Source organism: Massilia timonae (assembly GCF_001866515.1).
Lineage (GTDB): Bacteria > Pseudomonadota > Gammaproteobacteria > Burkholderiales > Burkholderiaceae_D > Telluria > Telluria timonae.
Genome location: NZ_JRYB01000001.1, coordinates 219,482 through 237,145, shown reverse-complemented (window position 1 = coordinate 237,145; position 17,664 = coordinate 219,482). Strand labels below are relative to the sequence as shown.

The following is a 17,664-nucleotide window of genomic DNA, read 5'->3' as shown; positions in this document are numbered from 1 at the left end:
GCGTCAGAAGGCCATGCGCAGCGCCACGTCGGCCGTGCGCGGGGCGCCGAGATAGGCCATCGTGCCGGTGACGTTGGCCGCATACAGCCGGTCGGTGAGGTTGCGCACGCGCGCTTCCAGCGACAGCCTGCGGTCGATGCGCCAGCTCAGGCCCAGGTCGACGAAGGTATACGACGGCCAGTACAGGGTGTTGGCCGCATCGGCATACACCTTGCCGACCCGGCGCGCGCCGAGGTGGGCCTGCAGCGCCGGGGTGACGGCATACGACAGCCACAGGTTGGCCACCGTCTTCGGCGTATTGGTCGGCGTCTTCCCGGCCAGCGAGACGCCGCCCTGGCGGTAAGTTTCGTACTCGGCATCGGCATAGGTGAAGTTGCCCTGCACGGACAGGCGCCTGGTCGGCTGCAGTCCCAGCGCCAGTTCGACGCCCTGCGAGGACTGTTCGCCGACCAGGATCGTCAGGCTGCTGTCGACCGGATCCTGGGTCGCGATATTCTTGCGCGTGATGTGATAGGCGGCCACGGTCGCCGTGCCTTTGCCTTGCCAGAAATCCAGCTTGGCGCCGGCCTCCGCCTGGCGACCGGTGGTCAGTTCACTGTTGTTCCGCACGTCGGCGAACGAGGCGGTGGACAGCACGCCCGAGGGCGGATCGGCGGCCGTCGCGTACTGGGCGTAGACGTTCATGCCGGGCGTGACGTCCCACACCAGGCCCAGGCGTCCGGTGGTCGGCTGGTAGTTGCGCGAGAAGCTGGCCGGCGCCGCCGGCGTGATCTCGCGCCGGTTGACCAGGTCGAGTTCGATGCGCTCGTGGCGCAGGGCGGTGACCAGATTGAGGTTCGGGACCAGCTCGGTGCGGTTCTCGACATACAGCGCCGTGGTCCTGACCTCATTGTCGCGGTCGGGGCGGTAGAGCGGCGTCATGTTCGGCACGTCGAAGAAGCGCTCGGTGACGAAGTCGTACGGGTCGACGCTGCTCACCGTGGCCGATTGGCTGTTCGGATAGCGGGTCTGGCGGTTGATGCCGAAGTCCAGCCCGAACGCCCAGTCGCTGCGGCGTTCGCCGATGCGGCCGCGGTAGACGCCGTCGATGCGGTCGCCCACCAGGGTCTGGTCGTGGCGCTGGAGCAGGGCGGCCGAGCGGATGACTTGCGTGTTCGATGGATCGAAGCGGTAATTCTCGACGTTGCGGTAGTCGCGCAGCGCGTCGTAGACGTAGAAGGTGTTGGTCAGCTGCAGGGCGTCGCTGACCTTCCAGGCGCCGATCGAGCGCAGCCACTGCACGCGCTGGTCGTAGACGCCATCGGCGCTGTTGTAGTTCTTGAAGCGGGTGGCCTCGTCGATGCGCAGCTTGCCGGCGACGGGATTCAGCAGCGGCGTGCCCCAGTAAGGCCGGTCGACGTCTTCCTGCTGGAATTCATAGGCCAGCGTATGCGTGAAGCCGCGTCCGAAGTCGGAACGCAGCGACGCCGCCAGCTGGGTCGCGCGGCGATCGACGCCGTCGACCCAGCTGCCGCTGTCGCGGTGATTGACGTCGATGCGCGCGTAGTGACCGTCGCCGACGCGGCGGTTCAGGCCGACCGAGGCTTCCTTCAGCGCGTCGGCGCCCAGGCGCAGCCGGCCTTCGGCGAACTCGCGCGTCTCGGCCAGCTTGGTGATGGTGTTGATCGTGCCGCCGACGGCGCCGGAACCGAACAGGAAGCTCGATGGCCCTCCAATGGCTTCGACGCGGTCGACGATCCAGCTGTCGACCGGTCGCGCGGCGATCGAATACTGCACGTTGATGCCGTTGAACAGCTGGCTGACCGAGCCGCTGCCGAAGCCGCGGTAGCTGACCCCGATATTGCCGGGAGCATCGTGGGCGGTGACGCCGGGGATGGCGCGCAGGATTTCCTGCGTGTCCTGGGCGCCGCGCACCTCGATCAGGGCGTGGTCGACCACGGTGACGCTGGCCGGCGTCTCGCGCGGGCTCAGGCCCAGGCGGCTGGCGGTTTCGCTCGGGGCGTCGAGGTTCAGTAATCCGTTGGCGTGCGGCGCTTCGGCCGTGACCTCGACGGTGGGAATGGTCGTGGTCTGGGCCTGGACATTCAAGGTGGCCAGGGCGCAGCCGAGGGCGAGCGCCAGCCTGCGCGGCCGGAGGCGATAGCGAGTCTTCATTGCAAATCCTGTGCGCGCGACGCAGCGTCTCGCGGCGTCACGCATGGTGGGTGACGCATCGGCTGCGTCACCCGAATCGTGGTGAGGGGCGGATCAGGAAAGCGAAGACGGCGGCCCGCGCGATTGCGAGGGCGTCCAGGCGTGCTGCGGACGCGGCGAGCGGTAGAACAGGGGCGGGTAGGGATCGCGCTCGTTGTCGAGCGCGAGCACCGACGGGATCGGCGCCGGCGGCGCCAGTGGCGCGTGGTGGTGCGAGCAGCACAGCTCGCAGTGCGACATGTCCGGCACCGCCGGCGTGTCGGTCTGCGCCGCATCGTCGATCACCGTCACATGGCGGGTGCCGCTGGCGCTGCAGATCTCGGTGATCCAGGCCGCTGCCGGCTGCTGGGTGGCGTGGGCCACGGCATGGGAAACTGCAGGCACGAACAGGCCGAACAGGAACGCCAGGAGGACGGTCCAGCCATACAGCGTTCGGGTTGTTCGGAGCCTGTGCATGTGAAAATTATAGTCCTGCTGGCGCGGCGGCGCGCACGGGTGGGCAATTTGTCCAGCAGGACCGATCCTGCTACCATAGACCGTCATTTCCAAGGAGCGCGCACGTGTAATACCTCATCGATGCCATTTTTCCGGTCTTCCCAGCATGGCTGCGGAAGCGTTCAGGCATCCCTGGAGTCGTACATATGACGCATCCCATTCTAGCGCTCGACGGCGCGTCCCTGCATCTGCCCGACGGCAGCGTCCTGTTTTCAAACCTGCATCACCAGTTCGACCTGCGCCGCACCGGCCTGGTGGGACGCAACGGCGTGGGCAAGTCGATGCTCGCGCGCCTGCTGGCCGGCGAACTGGCGCCCAGCGCCGGCCGCTGCCTGCGTGCGGGCCGCATTGCCTATCTGTCGCAGCAGGCGGGCGGCGGCCGGGCGGCGTCGGTGGCTGAACTGGCCGGCATCGGCGCGATCACGACGGCCCTGGCGCGCATCGAGGCCGGCAGCGCCGACCCGCACGATTTCGATGCGGTGGGCGAGCACTGGGCCATCGCCGCCCGCCTGCGCCAGGCCTGCCAGGCGCATGGCCTGCCGCACGTCGACCTCGACACGCCGCTGGCCGCGCTCAGCGGCGGCGAGGCAATGCGGGTGGCGCTGATCGGCGCCACCCTGTTCGATCCCGACTTCCTGATCCTCGACGAGCCGAGCAACCACCTCGATGCAGCGGGCCGCGCGGCGCTGCAGCGCCAGTTGCAGGCCTGGTCCAAAGGCCTGCTGGTGATCAGCCACGACCGCGAACTGCTGGCCGCGATGGACTGCATCGTCGAGCTGTCCAGCGAGGGCCTGCGCAGCTATGGCGGCAACTACGCGTTCTACGAAGAAGCGCGCTGCCACGAGCAGGAAGCGGCGCAGTGCGCGCTCGATCATGCGCGCCAGGAATTGCGACGCGACGACGCCGCGCGCCTCGCCCAGCGCGAACGCCAGGACCGGCGCCAGGCGCGTGGCCACCGCGATGCGAAAGAAGCCAACCAGGCCGCCATCCTGCTCGGCCGCGGCAAGGAGCGCAGCGAGGGCAGCGCCGGCCGCCTGCGCCAGCAGCACGCGGCCGCGCGCGCGGATCAGGCCGGGCGCGTGCGCGACGCCTTTCATCGGGTCGCCGCCGACGCCGCCGTGCGCATCCACGCGGTGTCGGCTGACGGCGTGGGCCAGCGCCGCGTGGCGCGGCTGGAAGAGGTCGTGCTGCCCTGGGTGGCCGCACCGCTGGACCGCATCAGCCTGCGCCTGACGGGTCGCCAGCGGGTGGGCCTGGTCGGCCCGAACGGCAGCGGCAAGTCGACCCTGCTCAAGGTGCTGGCGGGACGGCTCGATCCGGTCGCGGGCGAATGCAGCCTGCCGGCGCACGTCGCCTACCTGGACCAGCAGCTGGCCAGCCTCGATCCGCGGCGCCCGACCCTGGACCAGCTGCTGGACGTGAACCGCAGCGCCGGGCAGGACATGCTGCGCACCTGGCTGGTCCAGCTGGGCCTTGACGCGCGCGCGATCGCCCGGCCGGCCGGCCTGCTGAGCGGCGGCGAGCGCCTGAAGGCGGCCCTGGCCTGCGTGCTGTATGCCGACACGCCGCCGGCGCTGCTGTTGCTGGACGAACCAAGCAACCACCTGGACCTGGCGTCGCTGGCGGCGCTGGAGACGATGCTGAACGGATACCAGGGCGCGCTGGTCGTGGTGTCGCACGACCGCGTGTTCCTGGAGCGCGTCAAGCTGACCCACCGCCTGGCCGCGCTGGACACCGGCTGGCGCCTGGAGGAATGCTGAATCGGCCGCGATTGCTATAATCGTGGGTTGGCAGACCACCCGAAGAACACCATGTTGCGCACCCTTGTGATTTCCCCGAACTGGATCGGCGACGCCGTGATGGCCCAGCCCTTGCTGCGCCGGCTCAAGGAGCTCGCGCCGGGGCGGCCGATCGACGTGCTGGCCCCGACCTGGGTGGCGCCGGTCTGGCGCGCAATGGCGCAAGTCGACACCGTGATCGAGTCGCCGTTCAAGCACGGCGCGCTGCAGTGGAAGGAGCGCAAGGCCTTCGCGAAGATGCTCAGGGCGCGCGGCTATGCCGACTCCTATGTGCTGCCGAATACCCTGAAATTCGCATTGATCCCCTGGCTGGCCGGAATCCCGAAGCGGGTCGGCTACAAGGGCGAGATGCGCTACGGCCTGGTCAACGTGATGCACCACGACGACAAGGCGGCGCCGCGCCCGATGGCCCAGTTCTACCAGGCGCTGGCCGACGCGCCGGTGCGAAACCTGCCGCGCCCGGAACGCTTGCCGGAGCCGGTCATGACGGTCGCCGCGGGCGAAGCCGAGGCCGCGATCGCGCGCCTGCAGCTGCCGGCCGGCGTGTATGTCGCCTTCGCGCCGGGCGCCGAATTCGGCCCGGCCAAGCGCTGGCCGTCGACCTACTTCGCCGAGCTGGCCCGGACCATCCTGGCCAATCGCCCGGATGCGCAGATCCTGCTGCTCGGCTCTCCCAAGGACCGCGCGGTGTGCGACGAGATCACGGCCATCGTGCCGCAGGCGCACAACCTGGCCGGCTCCACCTCGCTCAGCGAAGCGATCGCGCTGATCTCGCGCGCCGCCGCCGTGGTGACCAACGATTCGGGCCTGATGCACATCGGCGCCGCCCTGGGGCGGCCGGTGGTGGCGATCTATGGACCCACCGACCCGCGCCACACGCCGCCGCTGTCGCAGCTGGCGCAGATTTTGTGGCTGCACATCGAATGCTCGCCCTGCCAGCAGCGCGAATGCCCGCTGGGGCACCAGAACTGCATGAAGCAGATTCTTCCGGCCGACGTGTGGCAGCCCTTGCAACCCATGCTTGCCGGCGCCTGAGGGCGCGGGCTAATTTGAAGAGGACTATTATCATGATTCTGGTTACCGGCGCAGCAGGCTTCATCGGCGCGAACCTCGTGCACGCGCTGTCTCAGCGCGAGCCGTTCAGCGTCTTCGCCGTCGACAATATGTCGCGTCCCGAGAAGTTCCACAACATCGTCGACGCCGAGATCGCCGACTATGCCGACAAGGAAGACTTCCTGGTGCGCCTGAAGGCGGGCGAATTCGACAACAAGTTCACCGCCGTGCTGCACCAGGGGGCCTGCTCCAACACGATGGAGACCGACGGCCGCTACATGATGAAGAACAACTACGACTACACGGTCGCCCTGTTCGAATTCTGCCAGCGCCAGGGCATTCCCTTCATCTACGCCTCGTCGGCCGCCGTCTACGGCGCCGGCACGGTGTTCCGCGAGGAGCGCCCGCTCGAGCGTCCGCTCAACGTCTACGGCTACTCGAAATTCCTGTTCGACCAGTACCTGCGCCGCTACTGGCAGGCCAAGGGCCAGGACGCCGGCAGCCAGGTGGTCGGCCTGCGCTACTTCAACGTCTACGGTCCGCTCGAAGGGCACAAGGGCACGATGGCCTCGGTGCCGTTCCACCAGTACCAGCAATTCCTCAAGGACGGCAAGGTCAGGCTGTTCGGCGCCAACGAAGGCTATGAGGCCGGCGCCCAGATGCGCGACTTCATCTACGTGGAAGACGTGGTCAAGGTCAACCTGTTCTTCCTCGATCACCCGGACAAGCGCGGCATCTTCAACCTCGGCACCGGCCGCGCCCAGCCGTTCAATGTTCTGGCCGTGGCCACCGTCAACGCGCTGGCCAATGAGGGCAAGCCGGCGCTGTCGCTGCAGCAGATCATCGACGGCGGCCTGCTGGAGTACCTGCCGTTCCCCGACAAGCTGAAGGGCAAGTACCAGAGCTTCACCCAGGCCGACATCTCGGCGCTGCGCGCGGCCGGCTACGACGAACCGTTCACCGACGTGGCGACCGGCGTGGCGAAGTACATGGACTGGCTGCGCGCCCAGCCGGCGCGCTGATTTTTACACCGCGTTTACACCGTCCGCCGGCCTTTATACCCGGTTTTTACGCCTGAATCGCTAACCTGCTCGTGTTCCATGCGCCGTCCTCGCGACGCCGCATGGCTTCAACCACAACCACGAGCAGGAACACATGAAAGCATCGATTCACGCGCTGGCCGCCACCCTGGCGTTCGCCGGCGTCGCCCACGCCCAGGTCACCGAACCCCTGGAGACCGCGCCGGCGGCATCTTCTTCCATCGCCTGGAACGTCGCCGTCACCTCCGACTACCGCTACCGCGCCATCTCGCAGACGCGCCTGCGTCCCGCGCTGCAGGGCGGCGTCGATTACGTCCACACCGACGGCTGGTATGCCGGCGTCTGGGCCTCGACCATCAAGTGGGTCGAAGACGCCGGCGGCGACGGTGAAGTCGAGATCGACGTCTATGGCGGCAAGCGCGGCGCATTGTCGCAGGGCCTGTCGTACGACGTCGGCGTGCTGCGCTATGTTTATCCCGACAACGGCCTGGGCCGGCTCCCGGGCTGGGTCAATGCCCACACCACCGAGGTCTATGCGCAGCTGGGCTATGGCCCGGCCTACGTCAAATACTCGCATGCCACCACCAACCTGTTCGGCTTCGTCGACAGCGAGAACAGCGGCTACCTCGACATCGGCGCCAACCTCGACGTCGGCCATGGCTTGACCCTGCAACTGCACGCCGGCCGCCAGGAAGTGAAGAACAACCCGGCATCCGACTACACCGACTGGAAGATCGGCGTGAGCCGCTCGTTCTCCCTTGCCACGGTGAGCCTCGCCTACCTCGGCACCAATGCCAGCAAGTCGGCGTACACCTCGCCGGTCAACGGAAAATTCACCGGCCGCGACGCCTTGCAACTGACCGTCAGCCGCACCTTCTGATAGAGAACGCCCATGGACCTCATCTACCTCGGCGCGCTCCTGATCTTCGTCCGCCTGACCTGCCTGCTGGTGGCCGGTTGCGCACAAGCGGGAGGCAAGCCATGAATCTGTCCTACGTGATCGGCGGCCTGGCCGCTGCCGCGCTGCTGGTCTACCTGCTGGTGGCCCTGTTCAAGCCGGAGGAATTGTGATGACCACCGAATTCATCGTCCTCCTCGCGGCCTTCCTGCTGGTGCTGCTCCTGCTCGCCTGGCCGCTGGGCCGCTTCATCGCCCGCGTCGCCGCGGACGGCAAGGTGCCCGGCCTGGGCTGGGCCGCCGGCATCGAAGGCGCGCTGTACCGCCTTGCCGGTCCGGCCGCCTCGGGCGCCCAGGACTGGAAAGCCTACGCGCTGGCGCTGGTCGCTTTCAACACCGTCGGCGCGCTGTTCGTCTACGCGCTGCAGCGCCTCCAGGCCTGGCTGCCGCTCAACCCCGAGGGCATGGCCAACGTCAGCCCGGACTCGAGCTTCAATACCGCCATCAGCTTCGTCGCCAACACCAACTGGCAGGGCTATAGCGGCGAGCAGACCATGAGCATCCTGACCCAGATGGTGGGCCTGGCCGGCCAGAACTTCTTCTCGGCCGCCACCGGCATCGCCGTCGTGTTCGCGCTGATCCGCGGCTTCGCCGCGCGATCGAGCGGTGCGATCGGCAACTTCTGGGTCGACCTGACCCGCTCGACCCTGTACGTGCTGCTGCCGCTGTCGCTGATGCTCGCGGTGTTCCTGGCCGGGCAGGGCGTGGTGCAGAGCCTGTCGGCGCACACCGAGGCGCGCCTGCTCGAGCCGGTGACCTACATGGTCGATGCGACAGAAACGCGTGCGGACACCCAGGTCATCCCGATGGGCCCCGTCGCTTCGCAGGAAGCGATCAAGATGCTGGGCACGAATGGCGGCGGTTACTTCAACGCCAATTCCGCGCACCCGTTCGAGAACCCGAATGCGCTTACCAACTTCGCGCAGATGGTCGCCATCTTCCTGATCCCGGCCGCGCTGTGCTTCACCTTCGGCCACATGGTGGGCGATATCCGCCAGGGCTGGGCGGTGCTGGGGACGATGACGCTGCTGTTCTTCATCGCCGCCGTCGCCGCCTTCGCCGCCGAGCAGCAGGCCAATCCGCTCCTGACCCCGCTGGGCGTCGACCAGGTCGCGAGCAGCCTGCAGGCGGGCGGCAATATGGAAGGCAAGGAAACGCGCTTCGGCATCGCCGCGTCGAGCCTGTTCGCGGTGGTGACCACGGCCGCATCGTGCGGCGCGGTCAACGCCATGCACGATTCCTTCATGCCGCTGGGCGGCATGGTCCCGATGGTGCTGATGCAGTTCGGCGAAGTGGTCTTCGGCGGCGTCGGCTCGGGCCTGTATGGCATGCTGGTGTTCGCGATCCTGGCGGTGTTCATCGCCGGCCTGATGATCGGCCGCACGCCGGAATACCTGGGCAAGAAGATCCAGGCCTACGAGATGAAGATGGCCGCGCTGGTCATCCTGGTCACGCCCTGCCTGGTCTTGCTGGGCACCGCGCTGGCGGTGACCTCGGCATCGGGCACCGCCGGCGTGGCCAATCCGGGCGCGCACGGCTTCTCCGAGATCCTGTACGCGCTCACGTCCGCCGCCAACAACAATGGCAGCGCCTTCGCCGGCCTGTCCGCCAACACGCCTTTCTATAACACCCTGCTGGGCGTGGCGATGTGGTTCGGCCGCTTCGCGGTGATCGTGCCGGTGCTGGCGATCGCCGGCTCGCTGGCCGGCCGCCAGCGCCTGCCCGCCACCCCGGGCACCCTGCCTACCCATGGCCCCATGTTCGTCGGCATGCTGGCCGCTGTCGTGGTGCTGGTCGGTGTCCTCAACTATGTCCCTGCGCTGGCGCTGGGACCGGTGGTCGAACACCTTCAGCTGTTTGGAGAATGAGATGGAACAGATATCCCACAATCCCGTCCAGGCGCCACGCGGCTCCCTGAGCCTGTTCGATTCCACACTCGTCTGGCCGGCGATGGTCGATGCGCTGCGCAAGCTCCATCCACGCACCCAGCTGCGCAGCCCGGTGATGTTCGTGGTCTACATCGGCAGCATCATCACGACCCTGCTCTGGTTCCAGGCGCTGGCAGGGCAGGGCGAGGCACAGGAGCAGGCACAGGCGGGCTTCATCCTGGCCACCGCCGTCTGGCTGTGGTTCACGGTGCTGTTCGCGAACTTCGCCGAGGCGCTGGCCGAAGGCCGCAGCAAGGCCCAAGCCGCCTCGCTGCGCAGCCTGCGCCAGACCGTGACCGCCAAAAAACTGGCCAATCCCGAGCATGGCGCGCCGTGGCAGGCCTGCGCCTCCAGCGAGCTGCGCAAGGGGATGTTCTTCCTGGTCGAGGCGGGCGACGTGATTCCCGTGGACGGCGAAGTGGTCGACGGCGTCGCCTCGGTCGACGAGAGCGCCATCACCGGCGAATCGGCGCCCGTGATCCGCGAATCGGGCGGCGACTTCTGCGCCGTCACCGGCGGCACCCGCGTGCTGTCCGACTGGCTGGTGGTGCGCGTGTCGGCCAATCCGGGCGAGACCTTCCTCGACCGCATGATCGGCATGGTCGAAGGCGCGGCGCGCAAGAAGACGCCGAACGAGATCGCCCTGACGATCCTGCTGGTAGCCCTGACGATCGTGTTTTTGGTGGTGACCGTGACCCTGCTGCCGTTCTCGATCTTCGCCGTGCAGGCCCAGGGCAGCGGCCAGGCGGTGACCATCACCGCGCTGGTGGCGCTGCTGGTGTGCCTGATCCCGACCACCATCGGCGGCCTGCTGTCGGCCATCGGCGTGGCCGGCATGAGCCGCATGTTACAGGCCAACGTGATCGCGACCTCGGGCCGTGCGGTGGAAGCGGCGGGCGACGTCGACGTGCTCCTGCTCGACAAGACCGGCACCATCACCTTCGGCAACCGCCAGGCCGCCGCCTTCCTGCCGGCGCCGGGCGTGACGGAGGAGGAACTGGCCGACGTGGCGCAACTGGCGTCGCTGGCGGACGAAACGCCGGAAGGGCGCAGCATCGTCGTGCTGGCCAAGAACCGCTTCAATATCCGCGAGCGCGCGATGGAAGCGATGGGCGCGGTGTTCGTGCCGTTCACCGCGCAGACCCGCATGAGCGGCGTCGACCTGGGGGAGCGCCATATCCGCAAAGGCGCCGCCTCGGCCATTCGTCGGCACATGGAGTCCATCGGCGCCGCCTGGCCCGGTGACGTCGAGCGCAGCGTCGACGAAGCCTCGCGCCGCGGCAGCACGCCGCTGGTGGTGGCCGACGGCGCGCGCGTGATGGGCGTGGTCGAACTCAAGGACGTGGTCAAGGGCGGCATCCGCGAGCGCTTCGCCGAGCTGCGCCGCATGGGCGTCAAGACCGTGATGGTCACCGGCGACAACAAGCTGACGGCGGCGGCGATCGCGGCCGAGGCGGGCGTCGACGATTTCATCGCCGAGGCCACGCCCGAAGAGAAACTGGCCCTGATCCGCCGCTACCAGGCGGAAGGAAAACTGGTGGCGATGACCGGCGACGGCACCAACGACGCCCCGGCGCTGGCCCAGGCCGACGTGGCGGTGGCGATGAACTCGGGCACCCAGGCGGCGAAGGAGGCCGGCAATATGGTCGACCTGGATTCGAACCCGACCAAACTGCTCGAGATCGTCGAGATCGGCAAGCAGATGCTGATGACGCGCGGCGCGCTCACCACGTTCTCGATCTCGAACGACATCGCCAAGTACTTCGCGATCGTGCCGGCCATGTTCGTGGCCACCTATCCGAGCCTGGACGCGCTCAACGTCATGGGGCTGGCTAGTCCGGCGTCCGCGATCATGTCGGCCGTGATCTTCAATGCCCTGATCATCGTGTTCCTGATTCCGCTGGCGCTGCGCGGCGTGCGCTACCGCGCGATCGGCGCGGCCGCGCTGCTGCGCCGGAACATGCTGGTGTATGGCCTGGGCGGCCTGCTGCTGCCGTTCGCCGGCATCAAGCTGATCGACCTGGCGCTCGCCGCCTTCAACCTGACGTAAGGAGTTGTCATGCAATCGATTCTTCGCCCCGCGCTGGCGCTGTTCGCGGCGCTCACCCTGGCCTGCGGCGTGCTGTATCCGCTCCTGGTCACCGGCGTGGCCCAGGCCGCGTTTCCGGTCCAGGCCAATGGCAGCCTGGTCGAGCAGGACGGCCAGGTGGTCGGCTCGCGCCTGATCGGCCAGTCGTTCAGTGCGCCCGGCTATTTCTGGGGCCGTCCCTCGGCCACCGCGCCGATGGCCAATAACGGCGGCGGATCAAGCGGCTCGAACCAGGGGCCGCTCAACCCGGCCCTGCAAGAAGCCGTCAAGGGCCGGATCGCGGCGCTGCGCGCGCTCGATCCGGGCAATACGGCCCCGGTGCCGGTCGACCTGGTCACCAGCTCGGCCAGCGGCCTCGATCCCGAGATCAGCGTGGCCGCCGCGCGCTATCAAACGGCGCGGGTGGCGCGTGCGCGCCAACTGCCGGTGCAGCAGGTCGACGCCCTGGTCGAGGCGCACACCGAGCGGCCTTTCCTGGGCCTGTTCGGCGCGGCGCGCGTCAACGTGCTGGCCCTGAACATGGCCTTGGACGCCGAAAGCGTGCATACTCGCTGAACCATGCCGCACGACCAACAGCGACCCGACCCCGACGCCTTGCTCGCCCAGATGCGCGAGGACGAGCGGCGCGCCGCGCGCGGGCGCCTCTGCATCTATTTCGGCGCCTCGGCCGGCGTCGGCAAGACCTACGCCATGCTGCAGGAAGCGCGCAAGCTGCGGGCGGAAGGCAAGGCGCCGCTGGTCGGCGTGATCGAGACCCACGGCCGGGTGGAGACGGCGCGCCTGCTCGACGGCCTCGACATGCTGCCGCGCAGGCGCGTCGACCATCGCGGCCGGCAGCTCGACGAGTTCGACCTCGACGCCGCGCTCGAACGTGCGCCCGGCATCATCCTGGTCGACGAGCTGGCGCACTCCAACGCGCCCGGCTCGCGTCATCCCAAGCGCTGGCAGGACGTCGAGGAACTGCTCGACGCCGGCATCGACGTGCTCACCACCGTCAACGTGCAGCACCTGGAGAGCCTGAACGACGTGGTCGGCGGCATCGCCGGCATCCGCGTGGCCGAGACGGTGCCGGACCGGGTGTTCGACGCGGCCGACGAGGTGATCATGGTCGACCTGCCGGCCGACGCGCTGCTGGCGCGCCTGAAGGAGGGCAAGGTCTACCAGCCGCAGCAGGCCGAGCGCGCGGCCGGCAATTTTTTCAGGAAGGGCAACCTGATCGCGCTGCGCGAGCTGGCGCTGCGCCGCACCGCCGACCGGGTCGAGGGCGATGTGCGCGCCTGGCGCGAGCAGCAGTCGATCGACGCGATCTGGAAGACCGGCGCCGGGCTGCTGGTGTGCGTCGGGCCGGGCGGGCTGGCCGAACACGTGGTCAGGAGCGGCGCGCGCATGGCGTCCCAGCTCGGCACCGGCTGGCACGCGGTGTACGTCGAGACGCCGCGCCTGGCGCGGCTGCCGGACGCCGCGCGCCAGCGCATCATGGACACGCTGGCGCTGGCCGGGGACCTGGGCGCCACCACCGCCATGCTGTCGGGCGACGACGTCGCCGTCCAGACCGTCGAGTATGCGCGCGACCACAACCTGTCGCGCATCGCCCTCGGGCGCAGCGGCTCGCGCCGGCCCTGGCGCCGCCGCACCGCGCGCCGCCTGGCGCGCCAGGCCCCGGGCGTCGACCTGATCGAGATCGGCCAGCCGGCGGTGGCGCCGCCGGCGGCGACCGCCGCGCGCCCGGCGCCGCCGCGGCGCCAGCCGCTGTCCTCGCACGCCTGGGCGGCCGGGGCCAGCCTGCTGGCGGCGGCGCTGGCCGCGCCGCTGAGCGGCCGCTTCGACCTGGTCAACATCGCCATGATGTTCCTGCTGGTGGTGCTGCTGGTGGCGGTGCGCTTCGGCCGGGCGCCGTCGGTCACCGCCACCTGCGTCGGCGTGGCCTGCTTCGATTTCATCTACGTGCCGCCGCGCTTCACCTTCGCGGTGTCCGACTTCCAGTACGTGGTCACCTTCGGCGTGATGCTGGCCGTGGGGCTGATCACCGGACACCTGACGGCCGGCCTGCGCTTCCAGGCGCGCGCCGCCGGCGAGCGCGAGCGGCGGGTGCGCGCGCTGTACGAGTTCGCGCGCGAACTGTCCGGCGTGCTGGCGGCCTCGCAGGTGTTCGAATCGAGCCGCGCCGTGATCCAGAACGCCTTCGGCGCCCGCGCCACCCTGCTGGTGCCGGACGCCGAAGGGCGGCTCGGCATGCCGCCGGCGGACGATGGCGGCTTGGGCCCGCCGCTGCCGCCCGACGTCGATCCGGGCGTGGCGCAGTGGGCCTTCGACCATGCGCAGCCGGCGGGCCTGGGCACCGACACCTTGCCGGCCAGTCCCCTGTTCTACCTGCCGCTGGTGGCGCCGATGCGCACCCGCGGCGTGCTGGCGATCGCGCCGGAAGGCGGGCGCTGGGTGCTGGCGCCCGAGCAGCGGCGCCAGCTCGACGCGCTGGCGGCGCTGGCCGCGATCGCGCTCGAGCGCGTGCACTATGTCGAGGTGGCCCAGGCGGCGCTGGTGGACATGGCGTCCGAGCGCCTGCGCAATTCGCTGCTGGCGGCCCTGTCGCACGACCTGCGCACGCCGCTCACGGCCCTGGTCGGGCTGTCCGAATCGCTGCTGCGGGGCGAGGCGCTGCCGGAGACGCCGCGCGCGCTGGCGCAGTCGCTGCACGACGAAGCGGTGCGCATGGGCGCCCTGGTCGCCAACCTGCTCGACATGGCGCGCATCGAGAGCGGGGAAGTGCGCTTCAACCTGGAATGGCAGGCGCTCGAAGAAGTGGTCGGCAGCGCGCTGCGCGCCTGCGGCGCCGCCTTGCGCAATCACACGGTCGCGGTGCGGCTGCCCCCCGATCTGCCGTTGGTGAGATTCGATGCGGTGCTGATCGAGCGGGTGCTGTGCAACCTGGTCGAGAATGCCGCAAAATACACGCCTGGCGGCTCGCGCATCGAGATCGCGGCCGGCCGGCGCGGCGCCTGGATCGACGTCACGGTGGTCGACGACGGTCCCGGCCTGCGTCCGGGCAGCGAAGAAGCGATCTTCGAGAAGTTCACGCGCGGCGAACGCGAGTCGGCCTTGCCCGGCGTGGGATTAGGCCTGGCGATCTGCCGCGCGATCGTGGAGGCGCATGGCGGCGCGATCCGGGCCTGCGCGTCGCCCCTGGGCGGCGCCGGCTTCGTGTTCTCGCTGCCGGCCGGCACGCCGCCCGCGCTTGACGCGCCTTCGATGGAAAGAGACGATGACTGATTCCCCCTGCGCCTTGCTGGTCGAGGACGAACCCCACATCCGCCGCTTCGTGCGCGCCGCCCTGGAGCAGGAAGGCTGGCAGGTGCACGAGTCGGCGAGCATGGGGCGGGGCCTGATCGACGCCGGCACGCGCCGGCCCGACCTGGTGGTGCTGGATCTCGGCCTGCCCGACGGCGACGGCATCGAGTTCATCCAGGACGTGCGCAAATGGTCGACGGTGCCTATCATCGTGCTGTCGGCGCGCGTGGCCGAGGGCGAAAAGATCCGCGCGCTCGACGCCGGCGCCGACGACTATCTGACCAAGCCCTTTGGCACCGGCGAACTGCTGGCGCGCGTGCGCGCCACCTTGCGCCGCCAGCGCCAGGGCGGCGCCGCCGGCGACGGCACGGTTCATTTCGGCGACGTGACGGTCGACCCGCAGGCGCGCGCGGTCACCCGCAACGGCGAGCACGTGCACCTGACGCCGACCGAGTACCGCCTGCTGTCGGTGCTGGCCGCCAACGCCGGCCGGGTGATGACCAATCCCCAGCTGCTGCGCGCGGTGTGGGGGCCGGGGCACGTCGAGAGCGGCCATTACCTGCGCATCTACATGGGCCATCTGCGCCACAAGCTCGAAGCCGATCCGGCCCAGCCGCGCCACCTGCTGACCGAAACCGGCGTGGGTTACCGGCTCTGGCTGGGACAGTGAGCGGTTGAAGACTGCCTAGCGCGCCAGGCCGTGGCCGCCGACCGGTTCGGTTTCGAAGCGCTCGCCGAAGCCGGCGATCAGCGGCCGGCCCTTCGCGATGGCGGCCTGCACCGACGGCAGCGACAGCGAAGCCTTGTGGCTGGCCTGGTCGTTCCAGGTCTCGGTGATCCAGATGGCGTCGGCATCTTGCGCATCCTTCGCGATCACGTAGGCCAGGCAGCCCGGCATGCCGGCGGTGCCATCCAGCAGGATGGCGATGAGTGCGTCGCGCTGGCCTGGCTGGGCGCGCATTTTTCCAATCAAACCGTACATCCTGGGCTTCTCCATATCGATGGTGGTGGTGGCGGGACCGGCGTGCGCGCCCGCCAGCGGCGTGAGGGCCAGGGCGGCGACGGCCGTGCGTCGGGATACGGGCATGTGGTTCCTCCTGGCGTCATTGCAGAGTGACCGACAGTATAAGGCCCTGTTGGTTTAAGATGGTCTTTTTCACCACACTGTCACGGAACATCGATGCGACTTCATCCCCTTGCCCTGGCCGCCAGCGCCGTCGTCCTCACCCTGTCACAGGCAGCGCACGCCCAGCAGCCGTCCGCCATCTCGGAAACCGCGCTGCGCGCGCATCTGTCGTTCCTGGCCGATGACCTGCTCGAAGGCCGCGGCACCGGCCAGCGCGGCGGCGACCTGACGGTGCGCTACCTCGAGACCCAGGCCGCCCTGATCGGCTTGCAGCCGATCCCCGGCGGCGGCTATCGCCAGAAGGTCGAGATCGAGGGCAGCAAGCTGGTCGAGGGCAGCGCCACCTTCACGGCCGGCGGCAAGACCATCAAGCCGGAACTCGGCAAGGACATCGTGATGGGCACCAAGAGCGGCAAGCAGAACGTGGCCTTCGATGCGCCGCTGGTCTTCGTCGGCTACGGCGCCGCCGCGCCCGAGGAGAACTGGGACGACTACAAGGGCCTGGACGCCAAGGGCAAGATCCTGGTCATGATGGTCGACGATCCGCAGCCCACTGCCGAGGAACCGAACCGCTTCGCCGGCAAGGCCTACACCTGGTACGGCCGCTGGGTCTATAAATTCGAGGAAGCCGCGCGCCGCGGCGCCGCCGGCGTGCTCCTGATCCACACCACGCGCTCCGCCTCGTACCCGTGGAGCGTGCCGGCCAACGGCTTCGGCAACGAGCGCTTCGGCCTCAAGGGCAACGGCAATCCGATGGAAGGCTGGCTGCACGAAGACACCGCGCGCGAACTGTTCGCCGCCGGCGGCCATGACCTCGACCAGTTGCGCGCCCAGGCCGAGCGGCGCGATTTCCGTCCGGTCGACCTGAAGGTGGCCGCCAAGGTCGCGCTGCGCTCGACCATCCGCCCGGTCGAACAGTTCAACGTGGTCGGCATCGTGCCCGGCAGCGACCCGAAGCTGAAGGAGCAGGCCGTGGTCTATTCTTCGCACTGGGATCACATGGGCATGGCGGAAGCGAAACCGGGTGACGATCCGAAGGCCGACCGCATCTACAACGGCGCGATCGACAACGCCTCGGGCACCGCCGCGCTGCTGGCGATGGCGGCCGAAGCCGTCAAGAAGCCGGCCAAGCGCACCCAGATCTTCCTGTGGCCGGCGGCCGAGGAGCAGGGCCTGCTGGGCGCCGCCGCCTACGTCGCCAAGCCGGTGTGGCCGCTGGCGCAGACCGCCGCCGACCTGAACCTGGACAGCCTGAACTTCGTGGGCCGCACCAGGGACATCGGCGTGGCCGGCGCCGAGCGCAGCTCGCTGTACGAGACCTCGCAGCAGGTGGCCAAATCGATGGGCCTGAAGATCGCGCCGGCCGTTCCCGACCTGTCGGGCGCGTACTTCCGCGCCGACCACTTCGCCTTCGCCAAGGCAGGCGTCCCGGCCTTCAACGTCGGCTCGGCCGTGTTCTCGGGCGACGGCCACTTCGAGTTCGAGCACCACCAGCACGCATCGAGCGCCAACATCAAGGGCTTCAAGGACCACTACCACCAGGTCAGCGATGAATATCGTCCGGAATGGGATCTGTCGGGCATGGTGCAGCAGGCCCAGTTCACGCTCAACCTCGGCTACGCCGTCGCCAATGCGCCGACCATGCCGACCTGGAAGAAGGGCGAAGCCTTCGGCAGCGTGAAACGCTGATCGGTCGTTC

Annotated in this window: 14 protein-coding genes; 11 read left to right on the top strand and 3 right to left on the bottom strand. The window is 69.0% G+C overall.

The genetic code is table 11. The annotated features are described in order from the left end of the window. Positions 1-3: 3 nt before the first annotated feature. Both LO55_RS01050 and LO55_RS01045 read right to left on the bottom strand, forming a co-directional pair. Entirely contained in the window at positions 4-2,154 is a 2,151-nt protein-coding gene (locus LO55_RS01050) for a TonB-dependent receptor (protein WP_071360104.1), read from the bottom strand. A gap of 93 nt (positions 2,155-2,247) precedes the next feature. Then, positions 2,248-2,649, bottom strand: a complete 402-nt coding sequence (locus LO55_RS01045) for a DUF2946 domain-containing protein (protein ID WP_218145965.1) — start codon at positions 2,647-2,649, stop codon at positions 2,248-2,250. 185 nt (positions 2,650-2,834) lie between these two features. Between LO55_RS01045 and LO55_RS01040 the strand changes: the two genes are divergently transcribed. From LO55_RS01040 to kdpE, 10 genes are all read left to right on the top strand, one after another. Next, entirely contained in the window at positions 2,835-4,448 is a 1,614-nt protein-coding gene (locus tag LO55_RS01040) for an ABC-F family ATP-binding cassette domain-containing protein (RefSeq protein ID WP_071360102.1), read from the top strand. 51 nt (positions 4,449-4,499) lie between these two features. Continuing rightward, positions 4,500-5,522 carry a lipopolysaccharide heptosyltransferase II gene (gene waaF / locus LO55_RS01035; RefSeq protein WP_005668688.1) on the top strand — a complete coding sequence of 341 codons (1,023 nt, stop codon included), beginning with the start codon at positions 4,500-4,502 and terminating at the stop codon, positions 5,520-5,522. Between the two features lie 29 nt (positions 5,523-5,551). Next, positions 5,552-6,562: an ADP-glyceromanno-heptose 6-epimerase gene (gene rfaD / locus LO55_RS01030; RefSeq protein ID WP_071363649.1), complete on the top strand. Its 1,011-nt coding sequence runs from the start codon at positions 5,552-5,554 to the stop codon at positions 6,560-6,562. Positions 6,563-6,695: 133 nt separating this feature from the next. Continuing rightward, positions 6,696-7,460 carry a TorF family putative porin gene (locus LO55_RS01025; protein WP_071360101.1) on the top strand — a complete coding sequence of 255 codons (765 nt, stop codon included), beginning with the start codon at positions 6,696-6,698 and terminating at the stop codon, positions 7,458-7,460. 101 nt (positions 7,461-7,561) lie between these two features. Continuing rightward, positions 7,562-7,651, top strand: a complete 90-nt coding sequence (kdpF, locus tag LO55_RS01020) for a K(+)-transporting ATPase subunit F (RefSeq protein WP_005668695.1) — start codon at positions 7,562-7,564, stop codon at positions 7,649-7,651. Next, positions 7,651-9,405 carry a potassium-transporting ATPase subunit KdpA gene (gene kdpA / locus LO55_RS01015; RefSeq protein ID WP_071360100.1) on the top strand — a complete coding sequence of 585 codons (1,755 nt, stop codon included), beginning with the start codon at positions 7,651-7,653 and terminating at the stop codon, positions 9,403-9,405. Before kdpF ends, kdpA begins: the two co-directional genes overlap by 1 nt. A gap of 1 nt (position 9,406) precedes the next feature. After that, entirely contained in the window at positions 9,407-11,515 is a 2,109-nt protein-coding gene (gene kdpB, locus LO55_RS01010) for a potassium-transporting ATPase subunit KdpB (protein WP_071360099.1), read from the top strand. Between the two features lie 9 nt (positions 11,516-11,524). Further along, positions 11,525-12,109, top strand: a complete 585-nt coding sequence (gene kdpC, locus LO55_RS01005) for a potassium-transporting ATPase subunit KdpC (RefSeq protein WP_071360098.1) — start codon at positions 11,525-11,527, stop codon at positions 12,107-12,109. Positions 12,110-12,112: 3 nt separating this feature from the next. After that, positions 12,113-14,821 (top strand): DUF4118 domain-containing protein, encoded by a 2,709-nt coding sequence (locus LO55_RS01000; protein WP_071360097.1) that lies wholly within the window; start codon positions 12,113-12,115, stop codon positions 14,819-14,821. Beyond that, entirely contained in the window at positions 14,814-15,509 is a 696-nt protein-coding gene (gene kdpE / locus LO55_RS00995) for a two-component system response regulator KdpE (protein WP_071360096.1), read from the top strand. The genes LO55_RS01000 and kdpE overlap by 8 nt, the downstream gene beginning before the upstream one ends. 15 nt (positions 15,510-15,524) lie before the next feature. Here kdpE and LO55_RS00990 read toward each other — a convergent pair whose 3' ends face one another. Next, a complete protein-coding gene (locus LO55_RS00990) occupies positions 15,525-15,926 on the bottom strand; it encodes a putative quinol monooxygenase (RefSeq protein ID WP_218145964.1) in 402 nt (133 codons plus the stop codon). A gap of 93 nt (positions 15,927-16,019) precedes the next feature. On the opposite strand from LO55_RS00990, the gene LO55_RS00985 reads away from it, so the two are divergent. After that, positions 16,020-17,654, top strand: coding sequence for a M28 family peptidase (locus tag LO55_RS00985; protein ID WP_071360095.1), 1,635 nt, complete (start codon positions 16,020-16,022; stop codon positions 17,652-17,654). Positions 17,655-17,664 lie beyond the last annotated feature (10 nt).